Genomic DNA, 20,913 nt, shown 5'->3' with positions numbered 1-20,913 from the left:
CCTTGGAGTATGGGATGCTCAATGCAGATAAGGAACCCTGATCTAAGCTCACAGTCGCATACTCACTGTCACATCGCGTCACGCAAAAGGAGCCTGCATGGGCGGTCGTATTTACACCTGTATTTTCGGATTGGGCCTGCTGACGCTGCTGAGCGGTTGTGGCCAGGAAAAGTCCGAACCCAAGGAACATTCGCGGGTGTTTGTGCAGGCCGTGCAACCCGCGGATTTTGCCGCCGCCGTGACCCTGACCGGCGATATCCAGGCCCGCGTGCAAACCGATTTGTCCTTTCGTGTGGGCGGCAAGATCATCCAGCGCATGGTCGACGTGGGCGACCGCGTGACCGCCAAGCAAGTGCTGGCCAAGCTTGACCCCAAAGACTTGCAGACCAACGTCGATTCCGCCCAGGCCCAGGTCGTGGCCGAGCAGGCGCGGGTCAAGCAAACCGCCGCCGCCTTCGTACGCCAGGAAAAGCTCCTGCCCAAGGGCTACACCAGCCGCAGCGAATACGACGCCGCCCAAGCCGCGCTGCGTAGCAGCCAGAGCGCTCTGGCTGCCGCCCAAGCCCAATTGGCCAATGCCCGCGAACAACTCGGCTATACCGCGCTGGTCGCCGATGCACCTGGCGTGATCACTGCACGCCAGGCCGAAGTCGGCCAGGTGGTGCAGGCCACCGTGCCGATTTTCAGCCTGGCCACCGATGGCGAGCGCGATGCGGTGTTCAATGTCTATGAATCCTTGCTGGTGGAGCCGCCGCCCGATGCGCCGATCACCGTGAGCCTGCTGGATAACCCGAGCATCAAGGCCGTGGGTAAAGTGCGCGAAGTCACGCCCGCCGTGGCGGCCAATACCGGCACCGTGCAAGTGAAAATCGCCCTGCAATCGCTGCCTAAAGGCATGCAACTGGGCTCAGTGGTCAGCGCCACGGCCAATGGCCCGGCCAAGGCCAGTGTGGAGTTGCCGTGGTCGGCGCTGACCAAAGACCTCAACGAACCCGCCGTGTGGCTGATTGACGGCGACGGCAAGGCGCAACTGCACAAAGTCACGGTAGCGCGCTATCTGACCGGCAAAGTGATCATTGGCGACGGCCTTAAAGGCGGTGAAAAAGTCGTGGTGGCCGGCGGGCAATTGCTGCACCCGGGCATGATCGTCGAGATCGCCCAGCAAGGAGTCCAGCCATGAAGCGCCTGACGGCATTGCTTGCCGCCAGCCTGTTGCTGGTCGCTTGTTCCAAAGAGGAAACGCCGCCCGAGCCCGTGCGCCCGGTGCTGTCCATGCAAGTGAAGTCCGAAGACCAGGAAAACCTCGGCCGCTTCGCCGGCACCATCCAGGCCCGCTACGAAAGCAACCTGGGTTTCCGCGTGCCTGGCCGTATTGCCCGCCGCGCCGTGGATGTCGGCGCCGAAGTGGAGAAGGGCGCCTTGCTCGCGGTGCTCGACCCCACCGACCAGCAAAACCAGTTGCGCGCCGCCCAAGGCGACCTGGCCCGCGTGCAGGCGCAGTTCATCAATGCCCAGGCCAACGCCCGGCGCCAGCAGGAACTGTTCAATCGCGGCGTCGGTGCCCAGGCCCAGCTGGATGTGGCGCAGACCGACTTGAAAACCACCCAGGCGACCCTTGATCAAGCCAAAGCCTCGGTCAACCAGGCTAAAGACCAACTCAACTACGCCGAACTGCGCACCGACCACGCCGGGATCGTCACCGCCTGGAATGCCGAGGCCGGACAAGTGGTCAGCGCCGGCCAGCAAGTGGTGACCCTGGCGCGCCCGGACATCAAGGAAGCGGTAATCGACCTGCCCGCCGGGCTTGCCGAGCGCCTGCCGCCGGACGTGGTATTCCTGGTCGCCGGACAGCTCGACCCCAGCGTCAACACCACCGCCATCGTGCGCGAGATCGAACCCCTGGCCCAAAGCGCCACGCGCACCCGCCGCGCGCGCCTGACCCTGGCCGAGACGCCACCTGCGTTCCGCCTCGGCACCGCCATCAGCGTGACCCTGAGCACGGCCATTGCACCGCGTATCGAAGTACCGCTGACCGCCTTGCAGGAAGCCGACGGCAAAACCCGTATCTGGTTGCTCGACACCCAGAGCCAGACCGTGCAGCCGCGTGACGTCACGGTGATCAGCCGGGATGCCAACAGCGCCTTGCTCAACGGCGGCGTCAAACCCGGCGAACGCATCGTCACCGCTGGCGTGAACAGCCTGAAACCCGGGCAAAAAGTCAAAATCGACGAGGACAGCCCGCGATGAAAGGGAGCTTCAACTTATCCGACTGGGCCCTTAAGCATCAGTCCTTCGTCTGGTACTTGATGTTCGTCGCGCTGCTGATGGGCGTGTTCTCCTACATGAACCTGGGCCGCGAGGAAGACCCGTCGTTCACCATCAAGACCATGGTGATCCAGACCCGGTGGCCGGGCGCGACCCAGGAAGAAACCCTCAAGCAGGTCACCGACCGCATCGAGAAAAAACTCGAAGAACTTGACTCCCTTGACTACGTGAAGAGCTACACGCGGCCGGGTGAATCCACGGTATTCGTCTTCCTCAAGGACACCACCAGCGCCAAGGCCATCCCGGAGATCTGGTACCAGGTGCGCAAGAAGATCGACGATATTCGCGGCACCTTCCCCCAGGGTTTGCAGGGGCCGTCGTTCAACGATGAGTTCGGTGATGTGTTCGGCTCGGTCTACGCCTTTACCGGCGACGGCCTGTCGATGCGCCAACTGCGCGACTATGTAGAGCAGGTGCGCGCCGAAATTCGTTCGGTGCCGGGGCTGGGCAAGGTCGAGATGATCGGCCAGCAGGACGAAGTGATTTACCTGAACTTCTCCACGCGCAAACTCGCCGCGTTGGGCATTGATCAACGTCAAGTGGTGCAAAGCCTGCAATCACAGAACGCCGTGACGCCTGCCGGGGTGATCGAGGCCGGGCCGGAACGGATTTCGGTGCGCACGTCCGGGCAATTCGCCTCGGAGAAAGACCTGGCCAACGTCAACCTGCGGCTCAATGACCGTTTCTACCGGTTGGCGGACATTGCCGATATCAGCCGTGGCTACGTCGACCCGGCGCGGCCGATGTTCCGTTTCAACGGCAAACAGGCGATTGGCTTGGCCATCGCCATGCAGAAGGGCGGCAATATCCAATCCTTCGGCAAGGCGCTGCACACGCGCATGGACGAACTGACCGCCGACCTGCCAGTGGGCGTCGGCGTGCATAAGGTTTCCGACCAGGCCGAAGTGGTGGAAGAAGCCGTCGGCGGCTTTACCAGCGCCTTGTTTGAAGCGGTGATCATCGTATTGGTGGTGAGCTTTATCAGCCTCGGCATGCGTGCCGGCCTGGTGGTGGCGTGCTCGATTCCACTGGTGCTGGCGCTGGTGTTCGTGTTCATGGAATACAGCGGCATCACCATGCAGCGGGTGTCGCTGGGCGCGTTGATCATCGCCCTCGGCCTGTTGGTGGACGACGCGATGATCACCGTCGAGATGATGATCACGCGCCTGGAAAAAGGCGAAACCAAGGAGCAGGCGGCGACCTACGCCTACACCTCCACAGCCTTCCCGATGCTCACCGGTACGCTGGTGACCGTCGCCGGCTTTGTGCCGATTGGCCTCAACGCCAGCTCGGCGGGCGAGTACACCTTCACCCTGTTTGCGGTGATTGCCGTGGCCATGCTGGTGTCGTGGGTGGTGGCGGTGCTGTTTGCGCCGGTGATCGGCGTGCATATCCTCAGCGCCAAGGTAAAACCGCATGACGCTGAGCCTGGGCGCATCGGCCGCGCCTTCAACGGCGGCATGCTCTGGGCCATGCGCAACCGCTGGTGGGCCATCGGCATCACCGTGGGCCTGTTTGTAGCCTCGGTGTTTTCGATGCAATTTGTGCAGAACCAGTTCTTCCCGTCCTCGGACCGCCCGGAAATCCTGGTCGACCTCAACCTGCCGCAAAACGCCTCGATCAATGAGACGCGCAAGGCCGTCGACCGCCTTGAAGCGATCATCAAGGACGACCCGGACATTGCGCGCTGGAGCACCTACATTGGCCAGGGTGCGATTCGTTTCTACCTGCCCCTAGACCAGCAACTGGAAAACCCTTACTACGCGCAGCTGGTCATCGTGAGCAAAGGCCTGGAAGAGCGCGGTGCGTTAATTGCACGCCTGCAAAAGCGCCTGCGCGATGATTTTGTCGGCATCGGCAGTTATGTGCAGCCGCTGGAAATGGGCCCGCCGGTAGGGCGGCCGATTCAGTATCGGGTGTCGGGCAAAGACATTGATCAGGTGCGAAAACATGCCATCGAACTGGCGACCTTGCTGGATAAAAACAGCCACCTGGGCGAGATCATCTACGACTGGAACGAGCCGGGCAAAGTGCTGCGCGTGGACATCGCCCAGGACAAGGCGCGCCAACTCGGGTTGTCGTCGGAAGACGTGGCGCAGTTGATGAACAGCGTGGTCAGCGGCGCTTCGGTGACCCAGGTACACGACGATATCTACCTGATCAACGTGGTTGGCCGCGCCGAAGATGCCGAGCGCGGTACGCCGGAAACCTTGCAGAACCTGCAGATCGTCACACCCAACGGCACCTCGATTCCGCTGCTGGCCTTCGCCACCGTGCGTTATGAGCTGGAGCAGCCGCTGGTATGGCGTCGCGACCGCAAGCCGACGATCACCATCAAGGCCTCGGTGCGCGATGAGATGCAGCCCACGGACCTGGTCAAACAGCTGGCGCCGACCATCGAGAAATTCAGCGCGGGGCTGCCGGTGGGTTACAAGGTGGCCACCGGCGGCACCGTTGAAGAAAGCGGCAAGGCCCAAGGCCCGATTGCCAAGGTGGTGCCGCTGATGCTGTTCCTGATGGCGACGTTCCTGATGATCCAGCTGCACAGCGTGCAGAAGATGTTCCTGGTGGCCAGTGTCGCGCCACTGGGCCTTATTGGCGTGGTGCTGGCGCTGATTCCTACCGGCACGCCCATGGGCTTTGTGGCGATCCTCGGCATTCTGGCGCTGATCGGCATCATCATCCGCAACTCGGTGATTCTGGTAACGCAGATCCACGAATATGAAGTGGCCGGCTACACAGCGTGGGACGCGGTGGTTGAAGCCACCGAGCACCGGCGCCGGCCGATCCTGCTCACCGCAGCGGCGGCCAGCCTGGGCATGATCCCGATTGCGCGGGAAGTGTTCTGGGGGCCGATGGCTTACGCGATGATTGGCGGGATCATCATTGCGACCTTGCTGACGCTGCTGTTTTTGCCGGCGTTGTATGTGGCTTGGTACAAGATTCGCGAGCCGAAAAAAGAACAGGCCTGACCATCGGAGCCTTCCTGCAAGGATGTGGGAAGGTTCTTTGAAACACTTTTCGAACACTTGCTGAGGCTTATGTGCATTACCCTCCGGGCCTGATCTTGTCTGGAAGGCCCGTGCCATGCGTCATTTTTTGCTGGTTGTCAGCCTGTTGTTATCTCCACTGGCATTAGCCGGCACCGTGTTGGAAAACGCCCTGTGGCGTGTCGAACTCGACCCCGCCACGCTCGCGCTGCGCGTTACGCCCGCAGGCGAGGCTTCGGTGCAGGCGTCCAGCGGTGTGGCTGCCCATGCTGTCAGTGATATGCAAGCGGGTGCCGAGCAGGCTGCCTGGCAGTGGGACAACGGCGCTTATCGCCTGACGGCCCGCCTTGAGCAGCGCGACCTGTCCCTGACCCTCAGCGCCCGCGAGCCGGGTGAGTTGCCGCTGCTGCGTCAACCCGCTGCGGCCATGGGCAAGGGGTTGATCTGGCCCTTGGCCGAAGGGCATTACATACCGGCCGATAACGCCGTGTGGAAAGCGTTTTTGCTGGAGCAGGGCGAACTCAATACCACTCAGGACCTCAGCCTGCCGTTATGGGGCATGGATCATGGCCGCTTCACGTTGAACTGGTTGCTGACCAACCCCTACAACAACCAGTTGAAATGGCAGGCCGACGGCAAGGGCCTGGCACTCTCGGTGGCGCACGAATTTACCCGTCTTGATCCCACCGCGCCGATGACCTTGCGCTTGCACCTGGGCGACGCCGACCCATTGGCCGGTGCCAAGCGCTATCGGCAATGGCTTGTGGAGCAAGGCCGCTACGAGCCGCTGGCGGACAAGCTGCAGCAAACCCCCGAAGCCAAAAAACTGCTGGGCGCCAGCCATGTCTACCTGTGGGGCAACAGCCTGCTGGCCCCCGCTGATGTGCGTGATTGGCCGCTGCTGGTCAAACGCTTGCGCGGTCATGCACTCAAGGGGTTGATGGACAAAGAGGCGACTCAGGTTCTCGCGCAAGCCAAGGCTTTGAACCGTTATGAGCAAGGCGTTTTGCTGCGGGGCTTGAATGCGGCGATCAATCAGCAAGCCCGGCAGGCTTGGCAAGTCGAAGACCCGGACATGACCCGACTCGCCGCCCGCTATGGTGAACTGCGTAGCGAGCTGGCCAAGGACTTTGCCGGGGCCTTGACCGGCACCCCCGAGACCTGGGGCAACCAGACGATTCAATCCCTGCGCGACGCCGGGCTGCCGCGCCTGTTGCTGACCCTGGGCGAAGGCTGGGAAGGTGGCCTGTGGCATCCCGAAGCAATTCGCGCCGGTGTCGCAGCCGGTTACCTGGTGGCGCCCTACGACTCCTATGAAACCGCCTTGTCCGCCAGCGAAAACCCGGACTGGACCACCGCGCACCTGGGCGCCAAGGCCTACCGTGACTGCGCGATTGTGCTCAAGGACGGCAAGCTGAAAACCGGCTTCCAGCAATCGGGCCACTACATCGACCCGCGCTGTATACGGCCTTTGCTGGAAGCACGTGTGAAGGCGGTGCAGGCCAAGGCCGGTTTTAACGCCTGGTTCCTGGATGCCTACGCCACCGGCATGGTGTTCGACAGCTACCGTGACAGTGCATCCATGACTCAGGCGCAGAACGCCGAAGGCAATATCGACGCCTCCCGTTGGATCAACACGGTACTCAAGTTGCCGGCGGGCTCCGAAGATGGCAATGCCAGCACCGCCCAAGGCACTCTGTTCGCCCACGGCATGCAGACACCGGTGATCGGCTGGGGCGATCGGCAGATGACCCAGGACAAGCAATCGCCCTATTACGTCGGCAACTGGTACCCGCCGGAGCAGCCGGCGGTGTTCTTCAAGCCCGTGCCATTGAAAGAGCCGTTTCGCACACTGTACTTCGACCCGACCATGCGCCTGCCGCTGTATCAGGCGGTGTTCCACGGCTCGGTGATTACCACCCACCATTGGCTGTTCGACAGCCTGAAGCTGAGCAATGTGCAGGCCGAGAACGAGCTGACCCAACTGCTCTACAACGTGCCGCCTTTGTATCACCTCACGGATGCGACGCTTAAGCAGCGGCTGCCGGTGATCCAGCGTCAGGACAGCTTTTTCAGGCCGCTGCATCAGCGTTTGGCGGCTCAGGCGATGACCGATTTTCGTTGGCTGACGGCGGACAAACAGGTGCAGCAGACTACCTTTGCCGATGGCACAAGGTTGGTGGCGAATTTTTCTGTGCAGGAGCAAGCGGGGTATGTGGGGCGCAGTGTGACGGCGTTGGTGGTGGGTGAGAAACCGGTGGTGTATCAGGTGAAATAGCGGCGCTGCTTAAATCGCCATCGCAGGCAAGCCAGCTCCCACATTTTGATGTGTGAATACCTTCGAATGTGGGAGCTGGCTTGCCTGCGATAGCGTCAGATCAAACAACGAACCTCTATGCCTTGCGCCACACACTCGCCAACCAAGGCTGCTGCTCGCGCGGCAACCCGGCCGGTCGGTAGTAATGCTCCAACTCCACAAACCCTGCCGCCGTCAGCAAACCCCGCCACGCCTCCAGGTCGTGATAAGACCCGTACCGAGGCCCGTTCCAGCCTTCCTGATTCTCACCCCGAGGGTTGGAACTGAACAACACACCACCCGGCTTCAGCGCCCCATGCAGCTGCTTGAGCACCCGAGGCAGCTCCTGTTTGGGAATATGAAACAGCACCGCATTGGCAAATACCCCATCAAAGCGCGCGGCGGGTAAAGCCAGCTTCAGGAAGTCCTGCTGCAACACTTCACAACCACTGTCTTCACGCGCCATCTGCGCAAAGCGCTCAGAGCCGTCCAGCCCGACGGCGATATGCCCCATGCGCGTAAACGTCTGCAAATCCCGCCCAGGGCCACAGCCGAAATCCAGCACGGTGAACGGGGGCGTGCCCTGGATATGCCGCAGCAGGGCGTCGATGTTCTGGCTCACATCGTGATCGCGGGTGCCTTCGCGGAAGTCTTCGGCGACTTTGTTGTAGTGGCCGAGGGTGGTGGTGGTGATCTGGTTGAGGTCGTCGGGCTTTAGGGTCATGACGGGTAATACCGGGCGCTGAGATTGCCCGACTATACCTCACCTCTCCCTCATCTCTTGTTAAGCACCCGCGCCAACCGATCCCCACCCAACTGAATCACTGCTACCAACACCACCAGCAGCACAATTACCGTGAGCATGATCTGCGAATCAAAGCGCTGATAACCATAGCGGTAGGCAATATCTCCGAGGCCACCCGCCCCAATCGCCCCAGCCATGGCCGACGAGTTGATCATCGTCACCAAGGTAATCGTAAACCCGCCGACAATCCCCGGCAGCGCCTCGGGAAGTAGCACATGCCAGATAATGTGCCAGCGGCGGCAGCCCATGGCCTGTGCGGCCTCGATCAAACCATGATCGACCTCACGCAAGCTCACCTCGGCGATCCGCGCAAAGAACGGCGTGGCGGCGATGGTCAGTGGTACAACGGCGGCCCACACGCCATAGGTGGTGCCGACGATCAGCCGGGTGAACGGGATCAGCGCCACCATCAGGATCAAAAACGGAATGGAGCGGAACAGATTGACGAACGCCCCCAGCACGCGGTTCAGCGTGGGGGCTTGGTAGATGCCGCCCTTGTCGCTGGTGACCAGAAACACCGCCAGCGGAATCCCCACCAGCAACGCAATCAGCGATGACACGCCAACCATCAACAAGGTGTCGATGGCGCCCTGTAATAAACGATCAAACCACATAGCCCAGTACCTCTACCTGTTGCGCCCAATTCCCCGCGCGGCTGCGCAACTCTTCGGCGTTGTGGGGCGAGCCATTTACCGCCAACAGCAATTGCCCCAGGGCATGCCCCTGAATCCGTTCCACACCGCCTTGCAATAAGCGCACGCGCCCTCCGAGGGCAGCGAACAGCGCGGCCAGGTCGGGTTCGTCCGCGGCGCTGCCGGTGAACTGCAACCGCAACACCACCGCCGCCGTCGACGAAGGTTCAGTCTGCAAGCGACTTTGCAGGTCTTCCGGCAACCCGTGTTGCAACGGCGCCAGCAGGGTTTGGCTGACCTCGTGCTGCGGGTTGCCGAACACTTGCCACACCGGGCCTTGCTCGACGATGCGCCCGTGTTCCAATACCACCACGCGGTCGCAGATATCGCGAATCACCGCCATCTCGTGGGTGATCAACACGATGGTCAGGCCCAGGCGCTGGTTGATCTCGCGCAACAGGCCGAGGATCGATTGGGTAGTTTCCGGGTCGAGGGCCGAAGTGGCTTCGTCGCACAGCAAAATCTGCGGGTCATGCACCAGCGAGCGGGCGATGCCCACGCGCTGCTTCTGCCCGCCGGAGAGTTGCGCCGGATAGGCTGTGTGCTTGTCTTTGAGGCCGACCAACTCCAGCAACTCGCGCACTTTTTGCTCACGCTGCAGCTTGGGCACACCGGCGACTTTCAGCGGCAGTTCGACGTTCTGCCATACGGTCTTGGCCGACATCAGGTTGAAGTGCTGGAAGATCATGCCGATGCGCCTCCGCAGCGCCACCAGGCGGTCTTCGTCGAACTCCCCGATGTCCACCTGATCGATCAGTACGCGGCCGCTGCTGGGTTGCTCCAGGCGGTTGATGGTGCGGATCAACGAGGATTTACCGGCGCCGCTGCGGCCGATAATGCCGAACACTTCACCGTGCTGGATCGCCAGATCAATGCCTTGCAGGGCATGCACGGCGCCGTCATAGGTTTTGCCCAGGTTGATAAAACGCACATGGGCGCGGTTCAGGTCCGGGTGCAGCTCTGTCTGCTCGGCGGCCCTGGGCGGCGTGCCCAGGTCGCGCAGTTGGGCGTTGGCGGCGGTCATTTTTTATCTTCCCAGCCGACTTGGTAGAGCTTGCCGAGGGATTTATCCAGCGCCGCACGTACCACCGGCGAGTGTTGGTAAATGTCGACGAACTTGATCACCCGCGGGTCGGTTTTACTCTTGGGCTGGATCACAAACTGAATCACGTATTCCGGGTGGTCGAGGCCGTCGAACAGCAGCGCCGATTCCGCATCGAAGGTCTTGGACAGGCGGATATAGGCCGGGTAGCCCTGCACCAGATCGGCGTCGTCATAGGCGCGCACCAGTTGCACGGCCTCGACTTGCAGGATCTTGAGCTTTTTCGGGTTGGCGATGATGTCTTCTTCGGTGGCCTTGTAGCCCACGCCCGGCTTGAGGCTGATCAGCCCGGCCTTGGCCAGCAATTGCAGGCCGCGACCGCTGTTGATCGGGTCGTTGGCAATCGCCACGCTGGCGCCTTGGGGCAGGTCGTTGATGGTTGTGTACTTCTTGGAATACAGCCCGACGTTATTGATGATGCCCGGCGCATACGGCACCAGGTCAAAACCGGCGGCGGCCTTGGCGTTTTCCAGGAACGGAATGTGCTGGAAGTAGTTCACGTCGATATCGCCGGCGGCCAGGCTGACGTTGGGCGCGATCCAGTCGGTGAACTCCACCAGCTCGACTTTCAGGCCTTGCTTGTCGGCTTCGGCCACGGCGGCTTCGAGGGGAATCGCGAAGGCGGCGGTGGTACCGATTTTCAGCGGTGTGTCAGCGGCAAATACGGCCGAGCTGAACAAGCCGAAGGCCAGGGCCAGTGCTTTGACTGGGTGGGAGAGCCGTGTTTTTTTCATAATCGATTTCCAGTCATAAGGTAATGGATAAGAACAATGCGGTTCTAAATGTGGGAGCTGGCTTGCCTGCGATGGCGGTGGGTCAGCAAAAAAAATGTGGCTGACAGACCGCTATCGCAGGCAAGCCAGCTCCCACAGTTTTGGTTCAGTGTCGGTAAGTGGAACCGGTGTGTTGCTCGGGTAGGCGAGCGCCGGCGTGGAAGACTTTTTCGCGCAGTGTTCCCTGCTCATAAGCCGTCTTGTACGACCCACGCTTCTGCAACTCCGGCACCACCAGGTCGATAAAGTCGACATAGCTTTCCGGCGTCACAATCCGCGTCAAATTGAAGCCATCCAGCCCCGTCTCGCTGATCCAGGACTCCAGCTCATCAGCCACTTGCTCGGGCGAGCCAACCAAAGTGATGTAACGCCCACCCAAGGCGTGCTGCTCCAGCAATTTGCGCCGGGTCCAGTCGTTGTTCTGCAGGTTCTTGGTGGCGGACTGAATCGCGTTGCTCTTCACGTACTGGATCGGTTCGTCGATCTCGTATTGAGAAAAATCAATCGCCGTGGACGCTGAAAAATGCGCCACGCCGGCCTCCGGGCTGGCGTAGCTCAAGTACTCGGCGTGCTTGGCCCAGGCCAGCGCTTCGGTGGCGCCAACGATCACGTTAAGCCCCATGAACACCTTGATGTCCTCCGGGTTGCGCCCGGCGTCGACGGCACTGGCGCGCACCTTGTCCACCTGGGCTTTGGTCGCGGCCTTGTTCTGGCCGCTGATAAATACGCACTCGGCATGGCGCCCGGCAAACAGCAGGCCACGGTCCGAACTGCCGGCCTGGAACAATACTGGCGTGCGCTGTGGCGAGGGTTCGCACAGGTGATAACCCTCGACCTGATAGAACTCGCCGTGATGCTCGACCTTGTGCACCTTGCCCGGCTGCGCGTAGACCCGTTGCTTCGGGTCATTGAGTACCGCGTCGTCTTCCCAGCTGCCTTCCCAGAGTTTGTACAGCACCTGCAGGTACTCGTCGGCCTGGTCATAGCGCCGGTCATGCTCGACCTGCTCGGTCAGGCCCATGGCCTTGGCCGCGCTGTCGAGGTAGCCGGTGACGATGTTCCAGCCGACCCGGCCACGGCTCAGGTGGTCGAGCGTGGACATGCGTCGGGCGAACAGGTACGGCGGCTCGTAGGTGAGGTTGGCGGTGAGGCCGAAACCGAGGTTTTTGGTCACGGCGGCCATGGCCGAGACCAGCAGCAGCGGGTCATTGACCGGCAGTTGGATCGACTCTTTGAGCGGCACGTCGACCGAGTTCTGGTACACGTCGTACACGCCGACGATATCCGCGATGAACAAACCGTCGAACAGCCCGCGTTCCAGGGTTTGCGCCAGTTCGGTCCAGTATTCGACGGTTTTGTACTGCGTGGAGGTATCCCGTGGGTGGGTCCACAGGCCGTGGTTGATATGCCCGATGCAGTTCATGTTGAAGGCATTGAGCAGGATTTTTTTCTTGGCCATTCAGATGGTCCCCCGCAGGGGTGGGTTTTCATCGTTGAGGTAGTAATTGCCCACCGCGTGGTACTTCCAGCGCACCGGGTCGTGCAGGGTATGCACGCGGGCGTTGCGCCAGTGACGGTCGAGGCCATGCTCGGCCAGGGTCGCCTGGCTGCCGGCCAACTCGAACAAGGTGCTGCCGGCGGCCAGGGAGATTTCAGTACTCAATGCGCGCACTTCAGCGACAGCAATGGAGGCTGCTGCGACGGTCTGGGCATTGCTGTCGGCCTGGGCGCGGTCGAGGTATTCACCCGCGCGCTCCAGCAAGGCCTCGGCGGCGTGCAGGCGGATGCTCAAGTGGCCGAAGCTCTTGAGCGTCAGTGGGTCTTCGCTGGCCTTGTCGTTGCCGGCGTCGATCCACGGGCGGGTCTTGGTGCGTACAAAGTGCAGCGCGTCTTCAAAGGCGGCGCGGGCGATGCCGGTGTCGATGGCGGCGTGAAGGATCTGCGCCAGCGGGCCGACGGTGGTTGGGCGCTCGAAGGCGCTCTGGAACGGGATCACGTCCTGGGCGGCCACCCAGACGTTTTCGAACACCACTGAACCGCTGCCAGTGGTGCGCTGCCCGAAGCCGCTCCAGTCGTCGATCACGCTCAAGCCCTCGCTGTCGCGGGGCACAAACGCCAGTTGCTGCACGCCGTGTTCATCTACCACCGAAGTGGGGATGCGCTGGGCGTAAATCGCGCCGGTGGAGTAAAACTTGCGCCCGGTGATGCGAAAACCATCGCCGTCGCGGGTGATGGAGGTGACGCGGTCATGGGCGGTTTTGGTGCCGAGTTCCGCCAAGGCGTTGCCGAAACGCTGCCCGGCGAGTACTTCGGCGTACAGGCGTTTTTGCTGGGCCGGGCTGCCGTTCACGCGCAGCACTTCCAGCGCATAAAAGTGGTTTTGCGGGATCTGGCCCAGCGAGGCGTCTGCCTGGGCAATCAGGGCGATGACTTTGGCCAGGGTGACGTTGGAAACGCCAGCGCCGCCATACTCCTTGGGCACGCTGATACCCCACAGGCCGGAGCGCGAAAACACGTCCAGTTCAGGCAGCGGCAGGCGGCGTTCGCGGTCGCGCTGGGCGCTGTCACGGCGGAAGTCTTCGGCCAGGTCGCTGGCGACAATAAGGGCGTGTTCGTCGCTGGTGATGACCGCGACGTTAGGGGAAAAAGTCATGGGTTTCTCCAGATGTCTGGTCGGTCAGATCCAGGAATGTCGAGCAGGCAAAGTGCCGTTCAGCCGATACGCGCCGATGGCGTGATACTTCCAGCGCACCGGGTCGTGCAGGGTGTGCACGCGGGCGTTGCGCCAGTGGCGGTCGAGGTTGAATTCGGCGAGGGTGGCGCGGCTGCCGGCCAGTTCGAAGAGCTTTTCGCTGACCAGCAACGATACTTCGGTGGTCAGCACCTTGGCCTCGGCCACGGCAATCGAGGCGCGGGCGGCCGAGTGCGCGGTGATCGGCGCGGCGCTGACCTCGTCCAGCAGCTTGCCGGCCTTGCGCAGCAGGGCTTCGGCGGCGTGCAGTTCGATTTTCAGTTTGCCGATATCGGCGATCACGTACAGGTCATCGCTGGCGCGTTCGACCTTGGCGTCGATCCACGGGCGCGAACGTTCGCGCACGAAGGCGATGGTGTCATCCAGCGCCCCACGGGCGATGCCGGCATCGATGGCGGCCTGGATCAGTTGCGAAACGGCGCCCTGGATATTCGGGCTTTCGCCGAGGCGCCAGTTGTCGACGACCAACTCTGCGTCCACCGGCACCTGATCGAGCAATACCGTGCCGCTGGCGGTGGTGCGTTGGCCAAAGCCCGACCAATCGTCAACGATGCGCAGTCCTGGCGTGCCACGGCGCACGAACGCCATGACTTGCTTGCCGTCATCGTTGAGTGCTTTTACCGCGACCCAATGGGCGAACAAGGCGCCGGTGGAGTAGAACTTCTGGCCGCTGATCACATAGCCGTCATCCTTGGCCGTGAGGCGCGCCTTGAGTTCCAGGGTGTTTTTGGTGCCGCGCTCGGGGCCGCCATTGCCGATGCGCCAGCCGTCGAGCACGCTCTGGAACAGCTGCTTTTTCTGGCGCTCGGTGGCGGTGCTTTGCAGCAGGTGCAGAATGCCGAAATGGTTCTGCGGGATTTGCCCGAGGGCCGGGTCCGCTGCGCTGATGATCGCGAACACTTCGGCCAGGGTCACGAATGACACCTGGGGGCCGCCGTATTCACGGGGAATGGAAATACTGCCCAGCCCGCTGCGGGTGAACTGTTCAAGCTGCGCCCAGGGCAGCTTGCGCTGCTGGTCGCGTTTGGCCGCTTGCAGGCGCGCGGCCTGAGCCAGCTCATGGGCCGCGCTCAACGCCTGGGCGTCGTTGCGCAGCACCGTGGCCGGCAACAGCAGTGGGGCTACGTCCAGATCACTCTGGGGGGGTGTTAGAGCCAAGTTAGACATCAGCGCCGCTCCTTGGCTGCACGTAATGCCCTGGCGTTATGCACCGGGGTAATTCTGACCATACCGACCTCGCATTCAATGAAATAGAAACAAAAAAATCAGAGATGTCCGGTGGTCCGGTGCATATACCCTAAGCGTGTTAAATCTTTAAATAAACTAACTTTTAGGAATATGCATAGAAGGGCTGTCACCCAGGTTCGCAGGGGGAACCTGGCTGACGCGGTTGATAGATCGTTGTGGCGCTGGCTGGCCGGGCTGGCGGCTGTGGCGCGCAGGTGGCGATATTCAAGGTGCGCACCGGCGCCCAGCGCGAATTATTGCCGACCCGATCGAGAATGCAGTACGTCACGTCCAGGCGGCTGTCGTCACCCGCTTCGATAATCATTGTGGACGGCACCCACACCTGCACCGGCAGGCCGACGCCTTTGGCCTGGATTCTTGGCAGGTCCAGGCGCACGTCGCCCCAGCGCAAGGTGATTGAATCGCCCGTGGCCATGTTCAGGTAGGGCTGGATGGTCAGCGGAATGCCGCGCCGCACCTGGCTGCCGTTGACACCGTAGCGGCGGATGGTCTCGGGCAGACCCACGGGGGCGAGGTTCTGGTTTTCATCGTCCAGCAGTGCGCAGGGGTGGCCACCCGGATAGCAGGTCTTCACAGGCACCTGAGTGAGGTCTGAACGTGCCGGGCCGTGGCCGACTTGCATGACCTGGTAGTGAACCCGTGCGGTGCCATCCTGAATAAAACTTTCGGGTACACGCAGGCGGGTCAGCGTGCCGACCTTGCACGCGGTAATCCGACGTGAGTCGGCAAAGCAATTGTTCCAGAACAGTTCGATCAGGTCGCCCTCGTCCATGCCAGGGTAAGGCGCGATATCCACCTGCAATTGGGTGGCGGCGAGGGCATTGATGCCGTGTCGATTCGCCTGGGGCATGGTCGGGGCGGTGAGCGTGGCCTGGGGTGCGGTGCGCGTCATAAGTAATCTCCTTGATGCAGCCAGCAGCAATCGTTCCGGCGCCCGTGGCGCGATTGCGCGCTGGGTGCCGAAAGGAACGATTCAGTGAGTAGCCGGGATAGGATCCAATCCTCTGAGCGCTAGATAAGAGGGTTGGCCAGCGGGCGTCAATGGCGGCAAAAGGCTAAACGGCGAGTTGGAGCAGATTCAGAAAAGGCTGACGCGGCTGGGGATTTTAAGGCGGGTTTGGCGGGGCGTTTTACCCATCGTTGCGAGGGTTTTGCGTAGGACTGTGGCGAGGGAGCTTGCTCCCGCTGGAGTGCGAAGCGCTCCCAGGATTTTGGGGCCGCTGCGCAGCCCAGCGGGAGCAAGCTCCCTCGCCACGCTGCAAGCCAGTCAGTGGGCCAAAAACTTGCTCAAAAACTGCTTGGTCCGTTCTTCCTTGGGGTTGGCGAACAGTGCCTTGGCTTCGCCTTGCTCCACGATCACGCCTTTGTCGAAGAAGATCACCCGGTTGGCAACATCGCGGGCGAAGCTCATTTCGTGGGTGACGATGACCATGGTGCGGTTTTCTTCGGCCAGGCTGCGGATGGTCGCCAGCACTTCGCCGACCAGCTCCGGGTCGAGCGCCGAGGTGGGTTCGTCAAACAGAATCACCTCCGGCTCCATGGCCAAGGCACGGGCAATCGCCACGCGCTGTTGCTGACCACCGGACAAGCGCCGCGGGTACGCGTCTTCCTTGCCGGCCAGGCCGACCCTGGCCAAGAGCTTGCGACCGAGCGCGGTCGCCGCCTCGCGCGGCATCTTCTTGACCACGATCGGGCCTTCGATGACGTTTTCCAGCGCGGTGCGGTGCGGGAACAGGTTGAAGTTCTGGAACACAAAACCCACATGCTGGCGCAAGCGCCGCACCAGGCCTTGTTGCTGGTTGAGCGGTTTGCTGCTGTCGATCTCGATATCACCGACCTTGATGCGACCGCTGGTGGGTTCTTCGAGGAAGTTCAGGCAGCGCAGCAAGGTGGTCTTGCCGGAACCGCTGGGGCCAATGATGGCGACCACTTCGCCTTCCTTGACCTCCAGGTCGATGCCGTTGAGTACCACCTGACCTTTGAATTGTTTGGTCAGTTTTTCAACCACGATCATGCTCAGGACTCCAGGTCATGCCGGTTGACCCGGTCTTCCAGGCGATTTTGAAAATGCGCCAGGATGCTTGCCAGGATCCAGTAGATCAGGGCGGCGGACAGGTACATGGTGAAGATTTCGAATGTACGCGCCGACACCAGCTGTGCCTGACGGAACAACTCCGGCACCTGGATTGTGGCGGCCAGCGCCGTGTCCTTGACCAGCGAAATAAAGCTGTTGCCCAGCGGCGGCAAGGCCGTGCGCATGGCCTGCGGCAGGATGGCCCGGCGCAGGGTCTGCGCGCGCGTCATGCCGATGCTGGCGGCAGCTTCCCATTGGCCGCGTTCGATGGAGCTGATCGCCGCGCGCAGGATTTCACAGGCGTAAGCGGCCATGTTCAGCGAAAAGCCGATCATGGCCGCCGGGATCGGATCCAGCTCGATGCCCACTTGCGGCAAGCCGTAGTAGATCAAAAACAGCTGTACCAGCAAGGGCGTGCCGCGAAAGAACGACACGTAGACTCGGGCGGTCCAGCTTAGAAGCTTGAAGCGCGACAAACGCATCAAGGCCAGGCCGAAGCCCAACAGCAAGCCGAAAAACATCCCGCCGAGGCTAAGAATCACCGTGTAGTACGCGCCCTTGAGCAGAAAGGGCGCGGAGTCCAGCGCGAGTTGGAAACCTGCTTCCATTATTCAGTGACGTCAGCGTTGAAGTACTTCTCGGACAGCTTCTTCAAGGTGCCATCGGCGCGCAGCTTGTCGAGGGCCTCGTTCACTGCGTCGAGCAGTTCTGGCTCGCCTTTGCGCAGGGCAATACCGGCTTCCTGACGGGAGAAGGCATCACCGGCAGCGGCGGTGTCCGGGGCTTTCTTGGCGTATTCCAGAGCGGCCAAGCGGTCGATCAGGATGGCGTCGATACGGCCAATGCGCAGGTCCTGGAACTTGGTTGGGTCATCGTTGTAAGTCTTGATGATGGCTTTGGGTTGGTTGTCCTTGAGCCATTGCTCATAGTTGGTGCCCAGGCCCACACCGACTTTCTTACCGGCCAGGTCGTCGGCGGTCTTGATGCTGTCGGCGTTTTTCTTCAGCACCAGCGCCTGGATACCGGACACGGTGTAAGGCTTGGAGAAGTCATACTTCTTTTTGCGCTCCTCGGAGATGGTCACTTGGTTGACCACAGCATCCAGGCGCTTGGATTCCAGGGCGGCGAGGATGCCGTCCCATGGCGTGGCCTGCAGCTTGACCTTGACGCCCAGCTCTTTGGCCAGCGCTTCGGACAGCTCGACTTCAAAGCCGCTGAGCTTGCCGCTTTCATCGACAAAGCTGAACGGCGGGTAGGTGCCTTCCAGGCCGATCTTGATCTCGCCCGCCTTCTTGATGGTGCTCAGCTGCTCGCCGGCGATGGCTTGGCCCATCAGACCAGCCCCGAGTGCCAAGCCCAAAGTGCCAACCAGCAACGTGCGACGCAATACAGAAATAGTCATGAACAGCCCCTGTGTTTTTTATGTTGAGCGAAGCAGGTGACGCAGTAGTCGTATCCTGCCTTAAAGCGCGGTGCGCGTCTTCGCCTTCGGCGCGACTATAAAGCGAGTTTTTAAGACTTGAAAATAATATAAAATTAATTTGATATTTCTTTTTGGACTATGAGGTTGATCTAATGTGGGAGCTGGCTTGCCTGCGATAACGGTGTATCAGCCAACACATTTGTAGCTGACGAACCGCTATCGCAGGCAAGCCAGCTCCCACATTTTGATCGGTGTTTATTCAGTTAAGCACCGAGTCATACGCAAACAACGCCGGTGCCCCGCCGGTGTGCAGGAAAATGATCGGGCCGTCCTCAAACCGCTGACGCCCGATGCCATCGAGCAAACCGGCCATGGCCTTGCCGGTGTAGACCGGGTCCAGCAGCAAGCCTTCCTGGCTGGCTAACAGCTTGACCGCCGCCAGGGTGCCAGCGTTCGGTTCGCCGTAGCGCGGGCCGAAATATTCGTCCCACAGGATCACTTTGAAGGCTTCGGGAATGTCCACGCCCAGCAACTCGGCGGTGCGTTCGGCCAGACCCTGTACTTTCGGGAACTGGGCTTCTTCGGTGCGCGACACGGTAATGCCCACCACCGGCAGGTTCGGCAGCACTTCACTCAACGCCAGCGCGAGGCCGCTATGGGTACCCGCGCTGCCCGAGGCCAGCACCACGGCGGCGAACTCAATGCCGCTGTCTTCGATCTGCCCGGCCAGCTCCAGCCCGGCGCGCACGTAACCCAAGGCACCCAAGGCATTGGAGCCGCCGATGGGGACGAGGTAGGGCTTCTTGCCGTTGCTGCGCAGGCGGTCGGCGAGGGCGTTGAGTTGGTCGTCGACGTTATCGAGGTTCTCGACCAATTCCACCTTTGCGTCGAACAACTCCAGCAGCAAACGGTTGCCGTTGCCCAGATAGTTGGGGTCTTCGGTGCCGGTAGGATTTTCCAGCAGCGCCACGCAGCCCAGGCCGAGCTTGGCGGCCAGCGCGGCGGTCTGGCGCACATGGTTGGATTGGATGGCGCCGGCGGTCACCAGGGTGTCGGCGCCCTGGGCGATGGCATCGGCGGCCAGGTATTCAAGCTTGCGCAGCTTGTTACCGCCCATGGCCAGCGGCGTGGTGTCGTCGCGCTTGACGTAAATGTCCCTGCCCAGCCAGGCCGACAGCCGCTCGAGTTTTTCCAGAGCGGTGGCGCCGCCCAGCAGTTCCAGGCGGTTAAAACGGTCGAGCTGTTGTTTGATCATGGCGACATACAGTGGCTAAGTGATGGGGCGACTATAGGCAGGCACTTTTCAACCGGCAACCGCCAATCGCTTATAAGCTTTGGTTATTTGCTCGGCATGATTGGTTCTTAAGGCTGCTTCCTTGGCATGAAGTAAAGTAGGCGAAAATTTCAGCTACAAGCTTCAAGTGATAAGCCCCAAGTAAAAGCCCAGTCGCATTTACTTGCCGTTTGTGGCTTGCCGCTTCCCACTACCAAAGGTCCTACCGTGAGTGAGCGTTCCAGTCATTGGCAATTACAGACCATCGTCAGCGAGCTGCGCAGCGCCCGGGACCAGTGGCGAACGCGCAATGGCCGCCTGAGTGGCGAACACGGTGGCCGCGAGTTGCCGTCCCGCGAGGCGGTGGCGCAGATTCTTGAAGCGTTGTGCGGCGCGCTGTTCCCGATGCGCCTGGGCCCGGTGGACCTGCGTGAAGAAAGTGAAGATTTTTACGTCGGGCATACCCTCGACGTCGCCCTGAATGCCTTGCTCGCCCAGGCCCGCCTGGAGCTGCGCTACGCCGCGCGCCAGGGCGCAAGGGATGACAGCGAGGTCGATGCCCTGGCCATCCGCCTGATCCAGGATTTCGCCCTGGCCTTGCCCTCACTGCGCAGCCTGTTGGACACCGACGTGCTCGCCGCCTACCACGGCGACCCGGCTGCGCGCAGTGTGGATGAAGTGCTGCTGTGCTATCCGGGGATTCTGGCGGTGATTCACCATCGCCTGGCGCACCATCTGTACCGCGCCGGGCTGCCGTTGCTGGCGCGGATCAGTGCAGAGATTGCTCACTCGGCCACCGGCATCGATATTCACCCTGGTGCGCAGATCGGTCCGAGTTTCTTTATCGACCACGGGACAGGTGTGGTGATCGGCGAGACCGCGATCATCGGCGAGCGCGTGCGCATCTACCAGGCCGTGACGTTGGGCGCCAAGCGTTTCCCGGCGGATGAGGACGGGCAGTTGCAGAAAGGCCACCCGCGCCATCCGATCGTTGAGGACGATGTGGTGATTTATGCCGGGGCGACGATCCTGGGGCGCATCACCATCGGCAAGGGCTCGACCATTGGCGGCAATGTGTGGCTGACCCGCAGCGTGCCGGCGGGGGCGAACATCACGCAGGCGAATTTGCAACATGACGACGGCGCGCAGAAATAGTATTT

Annotated in this window: 17 protein-coding genes; 5 read left to right on the top strand and 12 right to left on the bottom strand. The window is 61.6% G+C overall.

Annotation, left to right across the window (positions count from 1 at the left end):
• The first annotated feature begins 97 nt into the window (after nt 1–97).
• The 4 genes from ACQY47_RS13410 to ACQY47_RS13395 all read left to right on the top strand — a co-directional run bounded on the left by ACQY47_RS13410 (nt 98) and on the right by ACQY47_RS13395 (nt 7,593).
• On the top strand, nt 98–1,180 hold the full coding sequence (locus ACQY47_RS13410) for an efflux RND transporter periplasmic adaptor subunit (protein WP_017135744.1): 1,083 nt from the start codon (nt 98–100) through the stop codon (nt 1,178–1,180).
• The gene (locus ACQY47_RS13405) at nt 1,177–2,247 is read left to right on the top strand and encodes an efflux RND transporter periplasmic adaptor subunit (protein WP_186617883.1); all 1,071 of its coding nucleotides are present in this window, start codon (nt 1,177–1,179) and stop codon (nt 2,245–2,247) included. The genes ACQY47_RS13410 and ACQY47_RS13405 overlap by 4 nt, the downstream gene beginning before the upstream one ends.
• A complete protein-coding gene (locus ACQY47_RS13400; RefSeq protein ID WP_176991681.1) occupies nt 2,244–5,297 on the top strand; it encodes an efflux RND transporter permease subunit in 3,054 nt (1,017 codons plus the stop codon). The genes ACQY47_RS13405 and ACQY47_RS13400 overlap by 4 nt, the downstream gene beginning before the upstream one ends.
• A gap of 115 nt (nt 5,298–5,412) precedes the next feature.
• Complete coding sequence (locus tag ACQY47_RS13395; protein WP_428557234.1) at nt 5,413–7,593, top strand: glycoside hydrolase; 2,181 nt, start codon at nt 5,413–5,415, stop codon at nt 7,591–7,593.
• Nucleotides 7,594–7,708: 115 nt separating this feature from the next.
• On the opposite strand, the gene ACQY47_RS13390 is transcribed toward ACQY47_RS13395, so the two are convergent.
• The 12 genes from ACQY47_RS13390 to ACQY47_RS13335 form a co-directional block, all read right to left on the bottom strand.
• Nucleotides 7,709–8,335, bottom strand: coding sequence for a class I SAM-dependent methyltransferase (locus ACQY47_RS13390; RefSeq protein ID WP_170039480.1), 627 nt, complete (start codon nt 8,333–8,335; stop codon nt 7,709–7,711).
• A gap of 50 nt (nt 8,336–8,385) precedes the next feature.
• Nucleotides 8,386–9,030 carry a methionine ABC transporter permease gene (locus ACQY47_RS13385; protein ID WP_099549531.1) on the bottom strand — a complete coding sequence of 215 codons (645 nt, stop codon included), beginning with the start codon at nt 9,028–9,030 and terminating at the stop codon, nt 8,386–8,388.
• A complete protein-coding gene (locus ACQY47_RS13380) occupies nt 9,020–10,132 on the bottom strand; it encodes a methionine ABC transporter ATP-binding protein (RefSeq protein ID WP_428557233.1) in 1,113 nt (370 codons plus the stop codon). Before ACQY47_RS13380 ends, ACQY47_RS13385 begins: the two co-directional genes overlap by 11 nt.
• Nucleotides 10,129–10,944 (bottom strand): MetQ/NlpA family ABC transporter substrate-binding protein, encoded by an 816-nt coding sequence (locus ACQY47_RS13375; protein WP_428557232.1) that lies wholly within the window; start codon nt 10,942–10,944, stop codon nt 10,129–10,131. Before ACQY47_RS13375 ends, ACQY47_RS13380 begins: the two co-directional genes overlap by 4 nt.
• Nucleotides 10,945–11,089: 145 nt before the next feature.
• Nucleotides 11,090–12,442: an LLM class flavin-dependent oxidoreductase gene (locus tag ACQY47_RS13370; RefSeq protein ID WP_428557231.1), complete on the bottom strand. Its 1,353-nt coding sequence runs from the start codon at nt 12,440–12,442 to the stop codon at nt 11,090–11,092.
• Nucleotides 12,443–13,636: an SfnB family sulfur acquisition oxidoreductase gene (locus ACQY47_RS13365; protein WP_428557230.1), complete on the bottom strand. Its 1,194-nt coding sequence runs from the start codon at nt 13,634–13,636 to the stop codon at nt 12,443–12,445.
• A gap of 24 nt (nt 13,637–13,660) precedes the next feature.
• The gene (locus ACQY47_RS13360) at nt 13,661–14,902 is read right to left on the bottom strand and encodes an SfnB family sulfur acquisition oxidoreductase (protein ID WP_428557229.1); all 1,242 of its coding nucleotides are present in this window, start codon (nt 14,900–14,902) and stop codon (nt 13,661–13,663) included.
• A gap of 187 nt (nt 14,903–15,089) precedes the next feature.
• Nucleotides 15,090–15,875: a hypothetical protein gene (locus ACQY47_RS13355; RefSeq protein ID WP_428557228.1), complete on the bottom strand. Its 786-nt coding sequence runs from the start codon at nt 15,873–15,875 to the stop codon at nt 15,090–15,092.
• Between the two features lie 375 nt (nt 15,876–16,250).
• Nucleotides 16,251–16,997 carry an L-cystine ABC transporter ATP-binding protein TcyN gene (gene tcyN / locus ACQY47_RS13350; RefSeq protein ID WP_056858176.1) on the bottom strand — a complete coding sequence of 249 codons (747 nt, stop codon included), beginning with the start codon at nt 16,995–16,997 and terminating at the stop codon, nt 16,251–16,253.
• Between the two features lie 2 nt (nt 16,998–16,999).
• Entirely contained in the window at nt 17,000–17,665 is a 666-nt protein-coding gene (gene tcyL / locus ACQY47_RS13345; protein ID WP_017135731.1) for a cystine ABC transporter permease, read from the bottom strand.
• Nucleotides 17,665–18,459 carry a cystine ABC transporter substrate-binding protein gene (tcyJ, locus tag ACQY47_RS13340; protein ID WP_428557227.1) on the bottom strand — a complete coding sequence of 265 codons (795 nt, stop codon included), beginning with the start codon at nt 18,457–18,459 and terminating at the stop codon, nt 17,665–17,667. Before tcyJ ends, tcyL begins: the two co-directional genes overlap by 1 nt.
• Before the next feature lie 280 nt (nt 18,460–18,739).
• On the bottom strand, nt 18,740–19,735 hold the full coding sequence (locus ACQY47_RS13335; protein WP_186617889.1) for a D-cysteine desulfhydrase: 996 nt from the start codon (nt 19,733–19,735) through the stop codon (nt 18,740–18,742).
• 246 nt (nt 19,736–19,981) lie between these two features.
• Here ACQY47_RS13335 and epsC point away from each other — a divergent pair, with 246 nt between their 5' ends.
• Nucleotides 19,982–20,908, top strand: coding sequence for a serine O-acetyltransferase EpsC (gene epsC / locus ACQY47_RS13330; RefSeq protein ID WP_138449702.1), 927 nt, complete (start codon nt 19,982–19,984; stop codon nt 20,906–20,908).
• Nucleotides 20,909–20,913 lie beyond the last annotated feature (5 nt).

The sequence above is a fragment of the Pseudomonas edaphica genome (assembly GCF_965277385.1).
In the GTDB taxonomy this organism is placed as follows: Bacteria; Pseudomonadota; Gammaproteobacteria; order Pseudomonadales; family Pseudomonadaceae; genus Aquipseudomonas; species Aquipseudomonas edaphica.
This window is presented reverse-complemented; position numbering and strand designations above follow the sequence as displayed.

Coding starts and splice junctions, on each gene's coding strand:
- tcyJ (WP_428557227.1), bottom strand. CDS start 18,459: ATGACTATTTCTGTATTGCGTCGCACGTTGCTGGTTGGCACTTTGGGC.
- ACQY47_RS13380 (WP_428557233.1), bottom strand. CDS start 10,132: ATGACCGCCGCCAACGCCCAACTGCGCGACCTGGGCACGCCGCCCAGG.
- ACQY47_RS13395 (WP_428557234.1), top strand. CDS start 5,413: ATGCGTCATTTTTTGCTGGTTGTCAGCCTGTTGTTATCTCCACTGGCA.
- ACQY47_RS13360 (WP_428557229.1), bottom strand. CDS start 14,902: ATGTCTAACTTGGCTCTAACACCCCCCCAGAGTGATCTGGACGTAGCC.
- tcyN (WP_056858176.1), bottom strand. CDS start 16,997: ATGATCGTGGTTGAAAAACTGACCAAACAATTCAAAGGTCAGGTGGTA.
- ACQY47_RS13365 (WP_428557230.1), bottom strand. CDS start 13,636: ATGACTTTTTCCCCTAACGTCGCGGTCATCACCAGCGACGAACACGCC.
- ACQY47_RS13405 (WP_186617883.1), top strand. CDS start 1,177: ATGAAGCGCCTGACGGCATTGCTTGCCGCCAGCCTGTTGCTGGTCGCT.
- ACQY47_RS13385 (WP_099549531.1), bottom strand. CDS start 9,030: ATGTGGTTTGATCGTTTATTACAGGGCGCCATCGACACCTTGTTGATG.
- ACQY47_RS13335 (WP_186617889.1), bottom strand. CDS start 19,735: ATGATCAAACAACAGCTCGACCGTTTTAACCGCCTGGAACTGCTGGGC.
- ACQY47_RS13400 (WP_176991681.1), top strand. CDS start 2,244: ATGAAAGGGAGCTTCAACTTATCCGACTGGGCCCTTAAGCATCAGTCC.
- ACQY47_RS13390 (WP_170039480.1), bottom strand. CDS start 8,335: ATGACCCTAAAGCCCGACGACCTCAACCAGATCACCACCACCACCCTC.
- tcyL (WP_017135731.1), bottom strand. CDS start 17,665: ATGGAAGCAGGTTTCCAACTCGCGCTGGACTCCGCGCCCTTTCTGCTC.
- ACQY47_RS13375 (WP_428557232.1), bottom strand. CDS start 10,944: ATGAAAAAAACACGGCTCTCCCACCCAGTCAAAGCACTGGCCCTGGCC.
- ACQY47_RS13355 (WP_428557228.1), bottom strand. CDS start 15,875: ATGACGCGCACCGCACCCCAGGCCACGCTCACCGCCCCGACCATGCCC.
- ACQY47_RS13370 (WP_428557231.1), bottom strand. CDS start 12,442: ATGGCCAAGAAAAAAATCCTGCTCAATGCCTTCAACATGAACTGCATC.
- ACQY47_RS13410 (WP_017135744.1), top strand. CDS start 98: ATGGGCGGTCGTATTTACACCTGTATTTTCGGATTGGGCCTGCTGACG.